Annotated in this window: 15 protein-coding genes; 5 read left to right on the top strand and 10 right to left on the bottom strand. The window is 63.2% G+C overall.

Translation table 11 applies throughout. The annotated features are described in order from the left end of the window. Positions 1–174 precede the first annotated feature (174 nt). Positions 175–2,295, top strand: coding sequence for a putative bifunctional diguanylate cyclase/phosphodiesterase (locus BKX93_RS01415; protein ID WP_052717528.1), 2,121 nt, complete (start codon positions 175–177; stop codon positions 2,293–2,295). 60 nt (positions 2,296–2,355) lie between these two features. Here BKX93_RS01415 and cysN read toward each other — a convergent pair whose 3' ends face one another. Beyond that, entirely contained in the window at positions 2,356–3,789 is a 1,434-nt protein-coding gene (gene cysN, locus BKX93_RS01410) for a sulfate adenylyltransferase subunit CysN (protein WP_070978279.1), read from the bottom strand. Further along, positions 3,789–4,715 carry a sulfate adenylyltransferase subunit CysD gene (gene cysD / locus BKX93_RS01405; protein WP_046167764.1) on the bottom strand — a complete coding sequence of 309 codons (927 nt, stop codon included), beginning with the start codon at positions 4,713–4,715 and terminating at the stop codon, positions 3,789–3,791. The genes cysN and cysD overlap by 1 nt, the downstream gene beginning before the upstream one ends. 345 nt (positions 4,716–5,060) lie before the next feature. On the opposite strand from cysD, the gene fliD reads away from it, so the two are divergent. From fliD to BKX93_RS01385, 4 genes are all read left to right on the top strand, one after another. Further along, entirely contained in the window at positions 5,061–6,437 is a 1,377-nt protein-coding gene (gene fliD, locus BKX93_RS01400) for a flagellar filament capping protein FliD (RefSeq protein ID WP_046156454.1), read from the top strand. A 238-nt stretch (positions 6,438–6,675) separates the two neighbouring features. After that, a complete protein-coding gene (locus BKX93_RS01395) occupies positions 6,676–7,659 on the top strand; it encodes an LD-carboxypeptidase (RefSeq protein ID WP_235429462.1) in 984 nt (327 codons plus the stop codon). Between the two features lie 86 nt (positions 7,660–7,745). Next, complete coding sequence (locus BKX93_RS01390; protein WP_070978278.1) at positions 7,746–10,190, top strand: S9 family peptidase; 2,445 nt, start codon at positions 7,746–7,748, stop codon at positions 10,188–10,190. A gap of 322 nt (positions 10,191–10,512) precedes the next feature. Continuing rightward, positions 10,513–10,920 (top strand): hypothetical protein, encoded by a 408-nt coding sequence (locus BKX93_RS01385; protein ID WP_021476769.1) that lies wholly within the window; start codon positions 10,513–10,515, stop codon positions 10,918–10,920. A 114-nt stretch (positions 10,921–11,034) separates the two neighbouring features. Here the strand turns inward: BKX93_RS01385 and serC are convergent, their stop codons facing one another. The 8 genes from serC to BKX93_RS01345 form a co-directional block, all read right to left on the bottom strand. Beyond that, positions 11,035–12,123 carry a 3-phosphoserine/phosphohydroxythreonine transaminase gene (serC, locus tag BKX93_RS01380; RefSeq protein ID WP_070978276.1) on the bottom strand — a complete coding sequence of 363 codons (1,089 nt, stop codon included), beginning with the start codon at positions 12,121–12,123 and terminating at the stop codon, positions 11,035–11,037. Between the two features lie 130 nt (positions 12,124–12,253). Continuing rightward, positions 12,254–12,694 (bottom strand): PaaI family thioesterase, encoded by a 441-nt coding sequence (locus tag BKX93_RS01375; protein WP_046156449.1) that lies wholly within the window; start codon positions 12,692–12,694, stop codon positions 12,254–12,256. Next, positions 12,691–13,158, bottom strand: coding sequence for a PaaI family thioesterase (locus tag BKX93_RS01370; protein WP_021476766.1), 468 nt, complete (start codon positions 13,156–13,158; stop codon positions 12,691–12,693). The genes BKX93_RS01375 and BKX93_RS01370 overlap by 4 nt, the downstream gene beginning before the upstream one ends. Further along, positions 13,158–15,863, bottom strand: a complete 2,706-nt coding sequence (gene gyrA, locus BKX93_RS01365) for a DNA gyrase subunit A (protein WP_046156448.1) — start codon at positions 15,861–15,863, stop codon at positions 13,158–13,160. Before gyrA ends, BKX93_RS01370 begins: the two co-directional genes overlap by 1 nt. 279 nt (positions 15,864–16,142) lie before the next feature. Continuing rightward, positions 16,143–16,952, bottom strand: a complete 810-nt coding sequence (locus BKX93_RS01360) for a MetQ/NlpA family ABC transporter substrate-binding protein (RefSeq protein ID WP_070978274.1) — start codon at positions 16,950–16,952, stop codon at positions 16,143–16,145. 24 nt (positions 16,953–16,976) lie between these two features. Next, a complete protein-coding gene (locus BKX93_RS01355; protein ID WP_021476763.1) occupies positions 16,977–17,663 on the bottom strand; it encodes a methionine ABC transporter permease in 687 nt (228 codons plus the stop codon). After that, the gene (locus tag BKX93_RS01350) at positions 17,664–18,401 is read right to left on the bottom strand and encodes a methionine ABC transporter ATP-binding protein (RefSeq protein WP_046167769.1); all 738 of its coding nucleotides are present in this window, start codon (positions 18,399–18,401) and stop codon (positions 17,664–17,666) included. Positions 18,402–18,711: 310 nt separating this feature from the next. Continuing rightward, on the bottom strand, positions 18,712–19,461 hold the full coding sequence (locus tag BKX93_RS01345) for an endonuclease/exonuclease/phosphatase family protein (protein ID WP_046167770.1): 750 nt from the start codon (positions 19,459–19,461) through the stop codon (positions 18,712–18,714). Positions 19,462–19,641: the final 180 nt, after the last annotated feature.

Raw genomic sequence — 19,641 nt, 5'->3', positions numbered from 1 at the left:
GCGCGCCTGGCCCATATAGTGGCGAGATCAGCCGCGACTGGATTTTTGTGACATCGCAGACATCAATGGCCGTCTGTCCGAAGACTGCGTTCACGCAGGCATGCAAGCCGGCCTCGGAATCGGGATTCAGGGTTCTAAACTGAATAAGCTCCACACCCAAAGAGAGCCCGCGCCATGCGCAACCTGTTCACATCCGGCCGGCCGTTCCGCCTGGTGCCCTACTTCTTCTTGTTGTCGCTGCTGCTGATGGCGGGAGCGACCGTCCTGATGGCTGGCTACCTGCGCCACTACTCCAGCGAGCAGCTGCTCAAGCTGGAGAAAAGCCGCGCCGCGTCGCTGGTGCAGATTTTCGAAAACTCGCTGTGGGCCGACTTTCGCCCGCTGCTGCCCTTGGCCAGCGATCCGGCCAAGCTGAAGCAGGTGGCCGGCCAGCCGCGTTTGCGCGAAGCCGTGATACGGCTGATGAGCGGCACGGACGTGATCCGGGTCAAGATGTACGCGCTCAATGGCGTCACTCTGTTTTCCACCGATCCCAAGCAGATAGGCGAGGACGAAAACGATGATGAAGGCTACCGTTACGCCTCCGCCGGCACCCCCGCCAGCGAGCTGGTGCACAGCCACAGCATCGATGCCTTCGAACGCACGCTGACCGACCGCGACATCATCTCCACCTACGTGCCGATGCACGATCCAGCCGGCAAGATAGAAGGCGTTCTGGAGGTCTACCTGGATGCCACGTCCTTCGTCGTCGACAGCGACCGCCAGCTGCGCTGGGTGACGCTAGCCATCTGCGCGCTGATGGCGGTGCTATTCCTCGCCCAGATGCTGGTGGTGCGCCTGGCTGGCCGCATCATAGACCGCCAGGCGGCGGCCTTGTCCGAAACCAACCGGGAGCTGGACAACCGCGTGGCGGCCCGCACCTGGGAGCTCGCCAACGCCAACGCCAACCTGGAGGGCGAAATCCAGGAACGCCGCCGCGCCGAGGAAAAACTGGACCATCTGGCCCACCACGACCCACTGACCGGCCTGCCAAACCGGCTGCTGTTCCAGAAACGGCTGAGCCGCGCGCTGAGCGTTCCCGATCTTCCCGCATACAAGCTGGCCATGCTGTTCATCGATCTGGACCGTTTCAAGGACGTGAACGACACGCTGGGGCACTACATCGGCGACCAGTTGCTGAACGCGGTGGCCGCCCGTCTGGCCGACGGCATGCGCGCCGAAGACATGCTGGCCCGCCTGGGCGGAGATGAATTCATCTGCGTGCTGGAAAACATCGCGGACCGCGACATGGCCTCTGATGTGGCCGGCAAGCTGCTGGCGCTGTTCCGGCAGCCGTTTTGCATCAACGGCAACGATCTTTACCTGTCGGCGAGCATAGGCATCAGCTTCGCCAGCCACGACGGCGCCGATGTTGACACCCTGCTGCGCCATGCCGATATCGCGATGTACGCTGCGAAGAGCGCTGGCCGCAACCGCTGCCAGCATTACACCCCGCAAATGTCGGCCGAAGCCGAACAGCGAGTGGTGTTGGAGCGGCAGCTGCGCCAGGCGCTGGAAAACGACGAGATCACGGCCCACTACCAGCCCCAGGTGGACGCGGCCACGGGAAAACTGGTCGGCGCCGAAGCGCTGGCGCGCTGGCGACACCCCACCCTGGGCATGGTGCCGCCGTCGCGCTTCATTCCGATCGCCGAGGAATGCGGCCTCATCGTGTCTCTGGGCGATCAAATCCTGGAGAAATCGCTGCGCCAATTGGCGAGCTGGCGCCGGAACGGCTTCGAACTGCCATCGATTTCCGTCAACTTGTCGACCCGGCAGTTGGAGCGGCAAGACTTTCCGCAACATGTCGCCAGGCTGTTGCAGCGTTACCAGCTGCAGCCCGGGCATCTGGAGCTGGAAATCACCGAAAGCGTGATCATGGAGACGGACAACGCCGTCAACATCCTGGCCGAGCTGCGCGCGCTGGGCATCCGCCTGTCGATCGATGATTTCGGCACCGGCTACTCCTCCCTCTCCTATCTGCGGCAGCTGCCGGTGCAAGTGCTGAAAATAGACCGCAGCTTCATACTCGGCATCGGCAAGGGGGGAGAAGCCATCGTGCACGCCATCCTGGCGCTGTCCTCCAATCTGGGCCTGGAAACCGTGGCGGAAGGCGTGGAAGAGCCGTATCAGCTCGAGTTCCTGCGCGCAGCCGGCTGCCATGTGATCCAGGGCTTCCTCTATTCCCGGCCCTTGCACGAAGAGGCATTCGCTTCAGACTGGCGCGAGCGGCTCCATACGCCGGCCCACCCGTAGCAGCCAGCCCAAAAAAACAGCCCCGTATCGGGGCTGTTTTTCATCTGGCGCGAAAACGGATCAAAGCCCGTCTTGCAAGCGCCGCGCCAGCTCGGCGCGCGTCATCTGCGGGAAGTGGCGCTGCAGCAACTGGTCCAGCTCCTGCTCGAACAGCTCCCACGGCGACAGCGCGGCGGGAGACGATTCCTCGCTGCGGGCGACGATCATGCCGGCGGCCACCGTGCCGTTGCTCAGCCTGTCGATCAGGATCAGGCTGCCGCTGCCGCGGCAATCGCGGTACGGATCGAACGCCGCCGGGCTGTTGAGGGAAATCCGGCACAGGCCGATCTCATTCAACGCCAGCGCGCTGGCCGGGCTGTCCTGCAGCGTGTTGACGTCAGTGCGATGCAGGATGGCTTCGATGCGGCCGGTCACGTACTTGCCGGCCAGCTTGAAACCATACTCCTTGCCCGGCCGCAGCGGCTCTTCCCCCATCGCCACCAGATGGGCGTCGAAGCTGCGCGACACCTGCGGCCGCGCCTCGTCGGCGCGCACCAGCATGTCGCCGCGGGAAATGTCGATCTCGTCCTCCAGCGTCAGCGTCACCGCCTGGCCGGCGCAGGCTCGAGACAGGCAGCCGTCGAAGGTGACGATATCCTTGACCCGGCTTTCCTTGCCTGAAGGCAGCGCCACCACCGCGTCGCCCGGATGCACGGTGCCGCTGGCGATGGTGCCGCAGAAGCCGCGGAAATCCAGGTTGGGCCGGTTCACGTACTGCACCGGCAGACGGAAGGCGGACAGCGGCGCGTCGTGGCCGATCTGTATCGTTTCCAGCAGATGCATCAGCGTCGCGCCCTTGTACCACGACGCGGCCTCGGTGCGGCTGACCACATTGTCGCCGCGCAGCGCGGAGATCGGCACGAAATGGATGTCCGGGATATCCAGATGCTCGGCGAAGGTCAGGTATTCGTCGCGGATGCGGTTGTACACGTCCTCGCTGTAATCCACCAGATCCATCTTGTTGACCGCGACGATCACGTGGCGGATGCCCAGCAGGCTGACGATGTAGCTGTGGCGGCGGGTCTGCGTCTGCACGCCGCGCCGCGCGTCGATCAGGATGATGGCCAGGTTGCTGGTGGACGCGCCGGTGGCCATGTTGCGGGTGTACTGCTCGTGGCCCGGGCAGTCGGCGATGATGAACTTGCGCTTCTCCGTGCTGAAATAGCGGTAGGCGACATCGATGGTGATGCCCTGCTCGCGCTCGGCCTGCAGGCCATCCACCAGCAACGCCAGGTCGATCTCCTGGTCGGTGGTGTTGTACTTTTTCGAGTCGCGCTCGATCGCCGCCAGCTGGTCTTCGAAGATCAGCTTGGAATCGTGCAGCAGCCGGCCGATCAGCGTGGACTTGCCGTCGTCCACGCTGCCACAGGTGATGAAGCGCAGCATGTCCTTGTTCTCATGCTGGCTCAAGTATTCCAGGATATCCCCGGCGATCAGTTCGGATTGGTGAGACATCAGAAATACCCTTCCATTTTCTTCTTTTCCATCGAGCCGGCGCTGTCATGGTCGATCAGCCGGCCCTGCCGCTCGGAGGTTTTGGTCAGCAGCATTTCCTGAATGATTTCCGGCAGCGTGGCGGCCTCGGACTCAACCGCGCCGGTCAGCGGGTAGCAGCCCAGCGTGCGGAAGCGCACCTTGCGCGTCTGGATGCTGGCCTTTTCCTCCGGCGTCAGGTATTCGAGGATGCGGTCGTCGTCGATCATGATCAGCATGCCGTCGCGCTCCACCACCGGACGCTCGGCGGCGAAATACAGCGGCACGATCTCGATGCCTTCCAGATAGATGTATTGCCAGATGTCCAGCTCGGTCCAGTTGGACAAGGGGAACACGCGGATGCTCTCGCCCTTGTCTATCTTGCCGTTGTAGATGTTCCACAGCTCCGGACGCTGGCTTTTCGGGTCCCAGCGATGGTTCTTGTCGCGGAACGAGTACACGCGCTCCTTGGCGCGGCTTTTTTCCTCGTCGCGGCGCGCGCCGCCGAAGGCCGCGTCGAATTTGTGCTTGTTCAGCGCCTGCTTCAGGCCCTCGGTCTTCATCACATCGGTATGCTTGGCGCTGCCGGCGGTGAAGGGGTTGATGCCGGCGTCCACGCCATCCTGATTGATATGGACGATCAGATCCCAGCCGTTTTCCCTGGCCTGCTTGTCGCGCAGCGCGATCATTTCGCGGAATTTCCAGGTGGTGTCGACATGCATCAAGGGGAACGGCGGCTTGCCGGGATAGAACGCCTTTTTCGCCAGGTGCAGCATCACCGCGGAGTCTTTGCCGATGGAATACAGCATCACCGGGTTCTCGAATTCCGCCGCCACCTCGCGGATGATGTGGATGGACTCCGCCTCCAGTTGCTGGAGGTGGGTCAGCCTTGCTTGATCGATATCCATGCTTGCAGCCTGTTCTATGGTTGCAGCCAATCTACCGGAAATATTCGCAGGCATTCAAAACCGATTGGATATATCAATATAAGCTTAGCAAATCTTAAAAACTTCAAAGCTGGAATATGGATTTGGCGCAAGCCCGTTATCAAACGACAGTGTAAGATCAATGCAGACAGTCGATTAAAGTTTCCCCAGACAATGTCGATAAGAGCAGCAAGTGGTGACTACCACACCTTGCCATACCCAAAAGACCGCGGCGCAAGACCGCAACCGTGATGACAGCTTGGCAACCCGCCCTAAATAGCAACATGCCCGCCTGACGGCAGATCAGGCGGCCCGGGAGACGACGTCATGTCATCCATCAGCGCCAGCGCAGGTCCCTTGGACGTGCAATCCATTGTCAGCCAGCTGATCCAGGCCGACTCGCAGCCGCTTACCCAAAGCCAGCAGCGCGTCAGCAACTTCCAGTCCGAACTCAGCACGATAGGCCAGGTCAGCTCGGCGCTGTCCAGCTTGCAGAGCGCGGCCTCGACGCTATCGTCCGGCACCTTTCTGCAGCAATTCTCCGCCGCCTCGTCCGACACCACCGTAGCCGCCGTCACCACCACATCCGGCGGCGCGGCAGGCACTTACGCGCTGAACGTGACGCAGATGGCGCAATCGCGGCAGCTGGTGTTCGACCAGACCTCCGGCGGCGCCTCCATCACAGACCAGAACGCCACCTTGGCCGGCGCGCCGTCTTCTCTGACCTTCAATGTCGGCGGCACCAGCAGCACGGTGCAACTGGGCAGCAACGCCTCCTTGTCGTCGATCGCCAGCAGCATCAATGGCGCCGGCATCGGCATCAATGCCTCCATCGTGCAATACAACAACAACTATTCGCTGGTGCTCAGCTCGGCCCAGGGCGGCACCAGCAACAGCTTTTCCATCACGTCCGGCGGCACCGACAGCAACAACACTTCGGGCAATACGCTTGCCGGCCTGCAGCAGAGCGGCACCGCTGCCAGCGAGTCGACCAATGCCCAGAACGCGCTGATGACGGTGAACGGCGTCAATGTTTCGTCCAGCAGCAACACCGTGACCAACGTGGTCAACGGCGCCAGCATCACGCTGGAAAAACTGGGCCAGACCACCATCAACATGAGCCAGAACACATCGGGCATCGCGTCGACGCTGCAAAGCTTCATTTCCGCCTACAACCAGGTGGTCAGCACCACCAATTCGGCCACCACCAGCTCCACCACCGTGGGCAGCACGCCGGCCAATACCGACATCAGCTCCGACCTCACCGGCCTGCACGAGCGGTTGGCCGGCTTGCTCGGCACGCCGGTGGCGGGCGTGGACCCGGTCAACTCCTACGCCTATCTGGCGCAGGTGGGCATTACTCAGGGCGCCGACGGCACGCTGTCGCTGAACTCCACCGCTTTCAACGCCGCGCTGGCGGCCAATCCGTCCGCGGTAAGCAATCTGTTCGGCAACCCCCAGAACACCGGCATCGGCAACGTGTTCAACAGCACCATCAACTCCTTGCTTGGACCAGGCGGCATGATCACCAGCAACCAGAACAACCTCAACAGCAAGGTGACCTCGGAACAGCAGTTGCAGCAGCAGTTGCAAAGCCAGCTGAGCACCGAGCAGACCAACTTGCTGACCGAATACTCCAACCTCAATAGCGAGCTGGCCGCAATGGAACAGTCCTCCACCAGTATGGCCAACCTGATCGGTTGATCCTGGTCGGCTGACTCTAGCCGGCCATACTGGCCTTGCAGGCGGCCTCCCTTCTGGAGGCCGCCTTTTCTTTTGGCGTATACTCGTGCGAACCGGACCGCCTTGGGCGGCATCCGGAACTTGAATCCCGCCAATCCGTCCGATTTCCATGACTCCCGATATCAATCCATCCCGCCGCCAGTTGCTGCAGATGCTCGCCCTCGGCGCCGGCGCCGGCATATTGCAAGGATGCAGCTCCATGTCCTCCCCAGCGCAGCCCTCCCAGGCCAGCCTCCGCCTCTATCTGACCGCCTGCTCCGGCATCGTGCCGGAGAAGCAACGCCAGCTGGCGTTGCCGCGTCTGGCCCACGCCGGCTTCTCGCTGGAAAACGCCGCCGCGCTGAACCGCGTTTACCAGCGCTTCTCCGGCACCGATAGCGAACGGCTGTCCGATCTGCAAACGCTGCTGGACCAGCCGCAATGGCCGCAGCTGATCATGGCCGGACGCGGCGGATACGGCGCGATGCGCCTGCTGCCCCGGCTGGACCTGGCGCGGCTGGGCGCGCGGCTCAAGGAGTCCCGCTCGCTGCTGATAGGCTACAGCGACTTCTGCGCGATCCAGCTGGCGCTGCTGGCCAAGAGCGGCGCCGGCAGCTTCGCCGGGCCGATGCTGGGCGATTTCGGCAGCGCCGCGCCCAACGCTTATGCGATCAACGAGTTCATCGCCGGCATCTCCACGCCGCAGCGCAGCCTGCGCATCGCCGGCTCGCAGCCGCAAGCCCGCGGCGAGGGCATTTTCTGGGGCGGCAATCTCAGCGTGCTCTCCAGCCTGGCCGGCACGCCCTACCTGCCCGACATCAAGGGCGGCCTGCTGTTCCTGGAGGACGTGGGCGAACAGCCGTACCGTGTCGAAAGGATGCTGCAGCAACTGCATCTGGCCGGCGTGCTTGGCAAGCAGAAAGCCATCTTCCTTGGCGATTTCTCGATGCAGCGACACGTGGATGTCTACGATCCTCACTACAATTTCGACGCCGTGGTGGCCGAGTTGCGGCGCATCAGCGGCGTGCCGGTGTTCACCGGGCTGCCCTTCGGCCACATCGCCGCCAAAACCACCATGCCGCTGGGCTTCCCCGCACGTTTCCAGGCTGAAGGCGATGGCGTGACGCTGCAATTCCTCGACTACCCCACGGTGGATGCCTCCGCCATCCAGATTCCGGCATTGCTGGCCGAGCGACCCATCTGAAAATGCCATCCGCTTGACCGGACGGCCAGGCTGGTGCAATTTGGCTGTCCGCGTCCCGCCCATCGCATGAATGATCAGGAAATCGCATGATCCGCAGCCAGAATCTCCTGGCCGGCCCTTTGCTGGCCGGCCTGCTTGTCCCGCTCACCGCCCTTGCCGAAGGCTATCAGACCCCGCCGCCCGAGTTGGCCGCGCTGGTCGACGCCCCCCGCGCGCCGCTGCAGTCGCTGAATCCCCGCAACGATACCGTGCTGCAAACGCACCGCCCCGGCCTGCCCGGCATCGCCGACGTCGCCCAGCCTGAGCTGAAGCTGGCGGGGCTGAGGCTGAATCCCAAGATGCGCGCGGCCAGCCGCTTCGACTTCGGCAACGCGCTGTCGCTGCTCGACGTAGCCAGCGGCAAAAGCCGCGCCGTGACCGGTCTGCCGGTCAAGCCCCGCATCGCCGATAGCGCCTGGTCGCCGGACGGCAAGCAGGTGGCGCTGAGCCTGTGGGGCGAGCGCGGCGTGGAGCTATGGCTGCTGGACGCGGCCAGCGCCCGCGCGCGCCGGCTGGGCGATTTCCATCTGAACGCCGCCAGCGGCCGCGGCTTCGCCTGGATGGGCCAACAGCTGCTGGTCAAACGGCTCCCCGCCGAACAAGGCCCGGCGCCGGAGAAGCCTGCCGCGCCGGCCGGCCCCAATATCCAGCAGAGCGCCGGCGGCGCGCTGTCGCAAACCCGGACTTATCCCGACCTGCTGAAAACGCCTTACGACGCCGACTTGCTGGACTACGAGCTCAGCAGCCAGCTGGCGCTGGTGGACATCAGCGGCAAGGCGAAGCTGATCGGCAAGCCCGACCGCTACCTGTCGGTGCAGGCCTCGCCCGACCGCCAGTACCTGCTGGCGACGCGCTTGCTGCGCCCCTATTCCACGCTGGTGCCGATCAGCCGCTTCCCGCGGCTGGTCGAAGTGATCGACCTGCAGGGCCGCAGCGTGCGCCAGGTGGCCAGGCGGCCGCTGCTGGAACGGATGCCGTCCGGCAACGACGCGGTGGCGACCGGCCCGCGCGAAATCGGCTGGCGCGCCGACGCGCCGGCCACGCTGTTCTGGGCGGAAGCGCAGGACGGCGGCGATCCGTCGGTGGACGCCAAGGTGCGCGATGCCTTGTTCCTGCAACCGGCGCCGTTCAAACAAGCGCCGTTCAAGCTGCAGGAGCTGGCCAGCCGCTTCGCCGACGTCCAGTGGGGACGGAACGATCTGGCCCTGATCAGCGAGTACTGGTGGAAAACACGCGATCTGAAGGTCTGGCGCGTGCGTCCCGCCGAGCCGGGACAACCGCCGGCGCTGCTGAAGCAGCGCAGCTCCGAAGACCGCTACGCCGACCCCGGCAGCCCGGCCATGGTCAGCAACGCCGACGGCTTGCCGGTGCTGCAAACCAGCCCGGATGGCGGCAGCCTGTACCTGCTGGGAGACGGCGCAAGCCCCGAGGGCGACCGCCCCTTCATCGACCGTCTGAGTCTCGCCGACAACAAGACCACCCGGCTATGGCGCTCGCAAGCGCCATGGTACGAAGCCCCGCTGGCGGTGTTGAACGGCGGCGAGCGCGCGCTGCTCAGCCGCGAGCAGGCCGATGCGCCGCCCAATCTGTACCTGAAAGCCCTGGACCAGGACGGCGGGCTGAGGCAACTGACCTTCTTCCCGCATCCGACGCCCCAGCTCAAGAATGTGCAGAAGCGGCAGCTGCGCTACAAGCGCGCGGATGGCATTGATCTGACCGCCACGCTGTATTTGCCTCCCGGCCACGACGCCAAGCGCGACGGACCGCTGCCGATGCTGATGTGGGCCTATCCCACCGAATTCAAGAGCGCCGACGCCGCCAGCCAGGTCACAGACTCGCCATATCGCTTCAACCGCGTCGGCTACTGGGGACCGGAAGCGCTGCTGGCGCGCGGCTACGCCGTGCTGGACGATCCATCCATGCCCATCGTCGGCGCCGGCAAGCAGGAGCCCAACGACAGCTACCTGCCTCAACTGAAGATGGACGCGCAGGCGGCGGTGGACGAAGTCGTGCGGCTGGGCGTGGCCGACCGCGACCGCATCGCCATCGGCGGGCACTCGTACGGCGCCTTCATGACCGCCAACCTGCTGGCCCACACTCGGCTGTTCCGCGCCGGCATCGCCCGCTCCGGTGCCTACAACCGCACGCTGACGCCATTCGGCTTCCAATCCGAGGAGCGCGACTTCTGGCAGGCCAAAGACATCTATCAGACCATGTCGCCGTTCAATTACGCCGAACAGATCAAGGATGCGCTGCTGCTGATCCACGGCGAGGCGGACAACAATCCCGGCACCTTCCCGATCCAGAGCGAGCGGATGTACCAGGCGCTGCAAGGCCTGGGCGCCACGGTTCGGCTGGCGATGCTGCCCGCGGAAAGCCACGGCTACCGGGCCCGGGAATCCATTCTGCACATGCTGTGGGAAGAAGACCGCTGGCTGGATCAATATGTGAAGCATGCGAAACCGCGCGCCCAGGAAACCGGACCGCAGTAAATTTCAACGAGCGCAGGGCCGGCGAGTTTTAACCGGCTTGGCTTGCGAGAAGGAAAAACTCCTGAAGCCCGGCTCTGCCGGGCTTTATGATTTTCCACAAGAAAACCGGCTATTCACTCAAAGGCTGGCTATCTTTTTTTCCTCGTCATCCTATTTTCCTCGTCCTGAGAACACTAGAAAATCGGCGAAATGCCATTCACCCCGCACTTCCGCTGCCCTGCGCGCATATTTCAGCTTGCGCTTTGATTCTGTGTGTACAAAATTGATTATGGCGAGCATTGAAATGCTTTAATAACGCTTGCCGGTAAAAGCGGGACATCCCATGCACAAGGACAGCGGCCACCGCCTTCACATCGAACAGCCAGGCCGACCCAGGCTGTATCAATTCGATGATCTGAACGGCTACGAAGTGGTAGGAGTGATCACCCTCGCCGGCCGAAGCGGCGCATTGGTGAGAAAATACAGCAACGGCATCTACAGCATGGCCAATTCAGGCATATTGCGGCCATTGGATCAGCGGCGGGTGAAAATGGCGCTGGGCATCGGCACCAATGCCGGCGCGCCTCCCAAAATGCAGGGCGGCGCGCGCCATAATGTCTATCTCGACGCCGAAAGCATCGATATCGCGATGGAGTTGGGAGGCGGAAACATCAGCAAAGGCATACGGCTGGCGCTGAGAGTCCGCGCCGACGCCGACTGCGATGAATTGCCCAAGCCGGCGGCAGCCTAAGCCAAATAGCGAAAAACCTGGCGATTCGCAATGGGGCCAGCCGACTCCCCTCTTTAAGGCGCAAAAAAACGGGAGCCCGGCCAAGCCAGCGCTCCCGTCCTCGGCCGCGCCGGATCAGCCGTATTGCCGCGCGAAATCCTGCATGAAGTTGACCAGCGACTTCACGCCCTCGATCGGCATCGCGTTGTAGATCGACGCGCGCATGCCGCCCACCGCGCGGTGGCCCTTCAGCTGCGCCAGGCCATTCTTGCGCGCCTCCAACAGGAAGATCTCGTCCAGCGCCTCGTCCTTCAGCTTGAACACCACGTTCATCTTGGAGCGGAACGGTTGCTCGATATGGGTGGAGTAGAAACCGCCGCTGCTGTCGATCACGTGGTACAGCAAGCCGGCTTTTTCCTCGTTGCGGGTCGCGATTCCCTTGACCCCGCCCTGCTCCTTCAACCACTTGAACACCAGGCCGGCGATGTAGATCGGGTAAGTGCCCGGCGTGTTGTACATCGAGTCGGCATCGGCGTGGACCTGATAGTTGAGCATGGTCGGGATATCGGCGCGCGCCTTGCCCAGCAAGTCCTCGCGGATCACCAGCACGGTCAGGCCTGACGGCCCGATGTTTTTCTGCGCGCCGGCATAGATCATGCCGAAGCGGCTGACGTCGATCTCGCGCGACAGGAAATCGGACGACATGTCGCAGACCAGCGGCACGCCATGCTGCTCGGCCGGGATGTACGGAAACTGCAGGCCGCCGATGGTCTCGTTGGAGGTGTAATGCAGGTAGGCGGCGTTCGGGTCGCGCTGCCAGCTTGCCTCTTCCGGGATGTAACAGAAGTTGCGGTCCTCGCTGCTGGCCGCCACATTCACCTTGGCGTAGCGCTTCGCCTCCTTGATGGCCAGCTTGGACCAGTGGCCGGTATTGACGATGTCGATGCTGTCCTTGCCGCCCAGCAGGTTCAACGGCGCCATCGCGAACTGCAGCGACGCGCCGCCCTGCAGGAACAGCACCTTGTAACCGGCCGGAATGCCCATCAACTGGCGCAGATCCTGTTCGGCGTCATGGATGATCTCCATGAACTCCTTGCCGCGATGGCTCATCTCCATCACGCTCATGCCGGAGCCGTGCCAATCCAGCAACTCGCTTTGCGCCTCGGCCAGCACCTGGTGCGGCAATACGGCGGGACCGGCGGAAAAGTTGTACACCTTGGCCATGTCTATCCTCTGTTTCTTTGCGTGTGTCGGGTCAGCCTGCTCCGGGCTGCGTTGCTACGAGTGTATAAAAAAACCGGCGTCTCCCGCCAGGGATGCGCCGGTTTGTCTGCGGACAGTACAAACAAACTGTTCAATTGGTCAGCAGGAAATGGGCCCGCGCCACCGCCACCGGCTTGGAGCGGTCGTCCTGCCAGGCTTCGATCAGCACATGGGCCACCCGCTTGCCCTGCTTGGTGATCTCGCACTGGGCGAACAGCGTCTGCGGCCGGCCGGGACGCAGATAGTCCAACGAAAAGTCCACGATCTTCGGCGCTTCCAGCGACTCGCGGTTCCACATCAGATGTATCATCGCCGCGCTTTCCATGAAGCCGCCGATCAGGCCGCCGTGCAGCGCCGGCAACGTGGTGTTGCCGACGTTGCGCGGGAGAAACGGCAGCTCGAAGCGCAGCTCGCCCCGCTCGTCCTCGGCCATCAACGTGCCCATCAATTTGACGTAGGGCAGCGCGTCCACGACCTCCGCGTAGGCCTTGCGGTCGCGCAGCCCGGCGAAGCGTTGCATGAATTCGCTCATTGCCCGCCCTCCTGCACCATCGGCGTACGGCTGGACTCGCGCATGAAAGTGGCCACGCCGTGCGCGATCGGGTCGGCCGGATCGTCGTGATAGCACACCGCGCGGGTGAAGGCGATCTGGCTGGCCAGCCGGTAGCACTCGGCGGTGCAGTGGATGGCCTTGCCCGGCGTCGCGGACTTCAGATAGTCGATGCGCAGATCCAGCGTGGCGATGGTTTCCACCTCCGCCAGCTGCGCGGTGACCGCGATGGCGCTGCAGGTGTCTACCAGCGAGGTGATCACCCCGCCGTGCAGGATGCCGGTGGCCGGATTGCCGACCAAGTCCTCGCGCCACGCCAGCTTCAGCGTGGGCTTGCGCCCATCGGTGCCGACGTATTCGAAACCCAGGGTCGCGCAGTGCGGGAAGGAGACGAAGAGCTGGCTCATCATCTCCAACACCCGGGGATTGGCCGGTGTCGGAATCATCACGCCTCGCCCTGCTCCGGCGCGGCGTCGCCGTCAACTTCGCTCTCGCCTTCCACGCACTCGGCTTCGGATTCGGCCACGATCTCCAGGCCGATCAGCTTCTCGCCCTCGTCCAGATTGATCAGGCGCACGCCCTGGGCCGAGCGGCCGGTTTCGCGCACTTCCGCCACCTTGGTGCGGATCAGCACGCCGCCGGTGGTGATCAGCATGATGTCGTCGGTTTCCTCCACCAGGCTGGCCGCCACCAGCTTGAAGCCGGTCTTGTCGGTCAGGTCCATGGCGATCACGCCCTGGGTGCCGCGGCTGGTGCGGCGGAAATCGCCGACGCAGGTGCGCTTGCCGTAGCCGCCGTCGCTGGCGGTCAACACCATCTGGTCTTCGGAGTTGGTCACCAGTAGGGAAATCAGCTTCTGGCCTTCGCCCAGCTTCATGCCGCGCACGCCGCGGGAAGTGCGGCCCATCGGACGCACCTGGCTTTCGCTGAAGCGCACCGACTTGCCGGCGTCGGAGAACAGCATCACCTGATCGCCTTCGACAGATTGGGCGTCTTCAATCAGCTCGCCTTCGATGATGGTTTCGTCCTCGGACACCACGTCATCTTCGTCATCGCCCTGGCCCGCCACGCTCTTGCCGCAGGTCAGCGCCACGCCCACCAGGTAGTTGCCCTCATCCAGATTGATGGCGATGATGCCGGCCGCGCGCGGCTTGGAGAAGGCGCGCAGCGGCGTCTTCTTCACCGTGCCGTCGGCAGTGGCCATGAACACGTACTGATCGTCGCGGAATTCCTTGACCGGCAGCAGCGCATTGATCTTCTCGCCGTCTTCCAGCGGCAACACATTGACCATGGGCTTGCCGCGGCTCTGGCGGCCGCCCTGCGGCAGGTCGTACACCTTGCGCCAGTAGCAGCGGCCGCGGCTGGAGAAGCACAGCACGTAGTCGTGGGTGTTGGCGACGAACAGCGTCTCGATGAAGTCGTCGTCCTTGGTGGCCGCCGCCTGCTTGCCGCGGCCGCCCCGGCGCTGCGAGCTGTAGTCGTCGATCGGCTGCGCCTTGATGTAGCCGGTATGCGAGATGGTCACCACCATGTCCTGCGGGGTGATCAGGTCTTCGATATTGATGTCGCCGCCGTACGGCTCGATTTCCGAGCGGCGCGCGTCGCCGAACTGGGCGCGAATGGCGTTCAGCTCTTCGCTGATGATCTGGCTGATGCGCTCCGGGCGGGCCAGGATGTCCAGCAGGTCCTGGATCACGTCCATGATCTCGCGGTATTCGCCGACGATCTTGTCCTGCTCCAGGCCGGTCAGGCGCTGCAGGCGCATGTCCAGGATGGCCTGGGCCTGGGTGTCTGACAGGTGGTAGCCGTCGTCCTTCATGCCGAAGGACGGGTCAATGTTCTCCGGACGCGCCTTGTCGCCCTCGACGCGGGACAGCATGTCCTCCACCAGCGAGGAGCGCCAGGCGCGCGCCATCAGCGAGGCCTTGGCTTGCGGCGGCGCTTCGGACGCCTTGATCAGCGCGATGATCTCGTCGACGTTGGACAGCGCGACGGCCAGGCCTTCCAGCACGTGGCCGCGTTCGCGCGCCTTCTTCAGTTCGAAGATGGTGCGGCGGGTGACCACTTCGCGGCGGTGGCGCAGGAACTCTTCCAGAATCTGCTTCAGGTTCAGCAGGCGCGGCTGGCCGTCGACCAGCGCCACCATGTTCATGCCGAAGCTGTCCTGCAGCTGGGTCATCTTGTACAGGTGGTTGAGCACCACTTCCGGCATTTCGCCGCGCTTGAGCTCGATCACCACGCGCATGCCGGACTTGTCGGACTCGTCGCGCAGGTCGGAGATGCCCTCGATCTGCTTGTCGCGCACCAGTTCGCTGATGCGCTCCAGCAGGCGGGCCTTGTTCACCTGGTACGGAATCTCGTCGACGATGATCGCTTCGCGGTCGCCCTTGCCGATCGGCTCGGTATGGGTGCGCGCGCGCATGATCACGCGGCCGCGGCCGGTGCGGTAGCCTTCCTTGACGCCGGCGGTGCCGTAAATGATGCCGGCGGTCGGGAAGTCCGGCGCCGGGATGATGTCGATCAGCTCGTCGATGGTCAGATCGCTGTTGGCCAGCAGCGCCAGGCAGGCGTCCACCACCTCGTTCAGGTTGTGCGGCGGGATGTTGGTGGCCATGCCCACGGCGATGCCGGACGAGCCGTTGACCAGCAGGTTCGGGACTTTGGCCGGCAGGATCAGCGGCTCATGCTCGGAGCCGTCGTAGTTGGGGCCGAAATCCACGGTTTCTTTTTCGATGTCGGCCAAGAGCTCATGCGCGATGCGCGCCATGCGGATTTCGGTGTAACGCATGGCGGCGGCGTTGTCGCCGTCCACCGAGCCGAAGTTGCCCTGGCCGTCCACCAGCGGGTAGCGCAGCGAGAAGTCCTGCGCCAGGCGCACGATGGTGTCGTACACGGCGGTGTCGCCGTGCGGGTGGTATTTACCGATCACATCGCCAACGATACGGGCCGATTTCTTATAGGCGCGGTTCCAGTCATTGGACAGCTCGTGCATCGCGAACAGCACGCGGCGGTGCACCGGCTTCAGGCCATCGCGCACGTCCGGCAGCGCCCGGCCCACGATCACGCTCATCGCGTAATCCAGGTAAGAACGGCGCATCTCCTCTTCGAGGCTGATGGGAAGCGTTTCCTTGGCGAACAGGTTATCGGTCATAAGTATCTTGATTCGTAAGGATGATCCGGCCAGCGCCGCGGCGGCGCGCTTCGCATGTGCGATTTCGCGCCCGCACCGGCGCTGGCCGACGGATGTGACAATCTTTCCATTCTACCACGAAAGGCATGACCCATGCCTGCGGCGCAAGCGCGGCGGGCCGCAAGCGGCGCGGCGTCGGGCATATATGAGGCATCGGGATGCGCGCCTTCGCGACGGGCATAAAAAAGGAGGGCCGAAGCCCTCCGCAAGTCTTGTAGCCAGGAGTGTTACAAGAAAAACTCAGTTCCAGTTCTGCGGCAGCTTGTAGCCGGCGAACTTCTGTTTGGTGTAGGACTTGAACGCCGGCGAATTGTAGGCGGCGACCACGTCCTTGGCCCAGGGCTTGCCGGCGTCCGCCGCGCGCACCACGCCCCAGTTCACGTAGGCGTAGCTCTTCTCCTGGAAGACGGCGTCGGTCAGCTTGATGCCGGAGCTGGTGGCGTAGTTGCCGTTGATCACGGCGAAGTCCACGTCGCTGCGGGAGCGCGGCAGCTGGGCGGCTTCCAGCGGCACGATCTTCACTTTCTTCACGTTGTCGGCGATGTCGCGCTCGGAAGCGGTCAGCGGATTGATGCCCGGCTTCAGCTTCACCCAGCCCAGATCGCTCAGCATCACCAGCGCGCGGGCGAAGTTGGACGGATCGTTAGGCGCGGCGATGGTCACGCCCGGCTTCACATCCTTCAGCGACTTCAGCTTGCCCGGGTAGATGCCCAGCGGCGCGGTCGGCACCTGGAACGCCTCTTTCAGCGACAGCTTGTGCTCTTTGGCGAAGTTGTCGAGATAGGGCTTGTGCTGGAACACGTTCACGTCCAGCGAGCCTTCCTGCAGCGCCAGGTTCGGGCGGACATAGTCGGTGAACTCCACCAGCTTCACGGTGTAGCCCTGCTTTTCCAGCTGGGGCTTGATCGACTGTTTGACCATGTCGCCGAAGTCGCCGACGGTGGTGCCGATGACGATCTGCCTCTTGGCCGGGTCGGCAGCCAGAACCTGGCCGGACAGCGCCAGGCCCACGATGGATGCGGCAACTGCCTTGATCACGAATCTACGCATTATTCTCTCCTTTAAATTTTGAAATCAGCGCTTGTCGAGTTTTGCCGCCAGGCGGTTGCCCAGCAGCTGGATGATTTGCACCAGCACCACCAGCAGCAGCACCATGGCCACCATCACGTCGGTCTGGAAGCGGTAGTAGCCGTAGCGAATGGCGAGGTCGCCGATGCCGCCGCCGCCCACCACGCCCGCCACCGCGGTGTAACTGAGGAAGCTGATGGTCAGGATGGTGAGGCTGGAGATCAGGCCGGAGCGGGCCTCGTTCACCAGCACCTTGAAAATGATCTGGGCCGGGCTGGCGCCCATCGCCTCGGCGGCCTCCACCACGCCGCGCGGAATCTCGCGCAGCGTCTGCTCCACCAGGCGGGCGAAGTACGGAATGGCGGCGAAGGACAGCGGCACCGACGCGGCCACCGGGCCGATGGTGCTGCCCACCAGCGCGCGGGTCAGCGGAATCAGCACCACCATCAGAATGATGAAGGGGAAGGAGCGCACCAGGTTCACCAGCCAGCTCAGCACGCCGTTGACGGTGCGGTTGGCGAACATCTGGCCGGGCTGGGACAGATACAGGATCACGCCCAACGGGCCGCCAAGCAGGATGGCGGCGGCTAGGCCCACGCCCAGCATCACGCCGGTCTCCAGAATGGCCTGCCAGATTTCCGGCCCCATGGACTGCAGGTTCTGCAGCGCTTCGTTCAGAGTTGCGGCATCCATTTACGCGGCCTCCAGCAGCGAACGGGCCAGATCGGAATCGGCCTCCACTTCGCGATTGTTCACATCGACCACCTCCACCACGCGCCCTTGGTCCAGCACGGCGGCGCGATGGCAGATGCTGCGCACCACGTTCATTTCATGGGTGACGATCACTACGGTGACGCCGAAGCGCGTGTTGATGTCCTGCAGGCAGTCCAGAATGGATTGAGTGGTTTTCGGGTCCAGCGCCGAGGTGGGCTCGTCGGCCAGGATCACATGCGGACGCGGAGCCAGGGCGCGGGCGATGCCGACGCGCTGCTTCTGGCCGCCGGACAGCTGGGCCGGATAATGATTGGCGCGATCTTCCAGGCCGACCACGGCCAGACACTCGGCGACGCGCTTCTCGATATCCGCCTTGCTCCAGCCGGCGATCTCCAGCGGGAAGGCGACATTGCCGGCCACGGTGCGGTTGGCCAGCAGATTGAATTGCTGGAACACCATGCCGATGTTTTGGCGAGCCGCGCGCAGCGCCTTGGGAGACAGGCTGGTCAAATCCTGGCCGTCGACGATCACCGCGCCGGCGTCAGGGCGCTCCAGCAGATTGATCAGGCGCAGCAAAGTGGATTTGCCGGCGCCGGAGAAACCGATCAGGCCGAAGACTTCGCCGGCCTTGATGGTCAATGAGGTTTCCGCGACGGCATCGAACCAGCCGCCCTCGGGGCGACGGAACCGTTTACGGACATTTTGCAGATGAATCATTCCAAACACTCCCAAAGCATAAAGCCCACCGATTGCTGCGGCGGGCTTTGCTGTGGAAATCTTCGGAATATTCCGGGAGACTTATGTAGACAGGTTTAGGTGTTGCTGGGTCTGTCTACCCACGCTTTAGCTGTTTTACGCCCGCAAGCTGTGTTCAAATCGGCGATAAATTTGATTGAGATTGAACATCTTTTTTCGCTTAGCGTCAACACCCTTTTGAAAAAATATAAGCAATCGTCTCGTTATTGCGAAAAATTCTTTGCAATATAATTGCAAGGAATTTTCATATTTCTCTTTGTTATAGTTGTTGCTACAACGGCCGGATCTCCGCGCACAGCGGCAAATGGTCAGACAAGCCGGACCACGGCCGGCCGCCCAACACCCTGGCCGACTCCACCTTCAAACCGCGCACATAGATGCGGTCCAGCGCCAGCATCGGCATCCGCGCCGGAAAACTTTGCGCATGGCGGCCATGCAGCGTCAAAAACGCCTCCTCCAGGCCCAGCTCCTGCCGCAGCAGCGCGCTGGCCTCGCCGCGCCAGTCATTGAAGTCCCCAGCCAGGATCAGCGGCAGATGATCCGCTATCCCCTGCCGCACGTAATCGGCCAGCCCGCGATATTGCCTGCGCCGGTCGAAGGCCAGCAGATTGAAATGGCCGCACAACGCCACCACCGGCTGCGGCCAGCCATCCGGCTGCAACAGGCACTGCAGCACGCCGCGGCTCTCGAAACGATTGACCGAGATATCGCGGTTGCACCACTCGCGGACATGAAAACGAGTCAGCAAGGCATTGCCATGATGGCCGTGCCGATAGCTGGCGTTCAGCCCGTACACCGCGCGATGCGCCAGCCTGCCGGCCAAATAGTGGTGCTGCGGCTGGACAGGCCAGATCTGGTGGCGCAAAGCCCGCTCCAGGTTCTTGCCTTGCACCTCCTGCAGAAACAGCATGTCCGGCGACAAATCCGCCAAAGCCTCGGCCATGCCGCCCACCCTCACATGCCGGTTCAGCGGGGACATGCCCTTGTGGATGTTGTAAGTGCATATCGTTATGCTTTTCATATGATTATCAATGACTTGAAACAATCATCCAGAGTTAAGCCTCAACAAAGCAGCGCTCCATCGATTCATTAAAAATCAAATGCTTGCGCAGCGCTCCCAGCCTAAGCATGTGAACCAGCTTTCTACATTTTACGACACGTCCCGGCATCCGATACGAGCCGCCGCCGCGCGCCCGTCATT

The sequence above is a fragment of the Chromobacterium vaccinii genome (genome assembly GCF_001855275.1).
GTDB lineage: Bacteria > Pseudomonadota > Gammaproteobacteria > Burkholderiales > Chromobacteriaceae > Chromobacterium > Chromobacterium vaccinii.
Note: the sequence above shows the minus strand (reverse complement) of the source record. Positions and strands in the feature narration are given on the sequence as shown.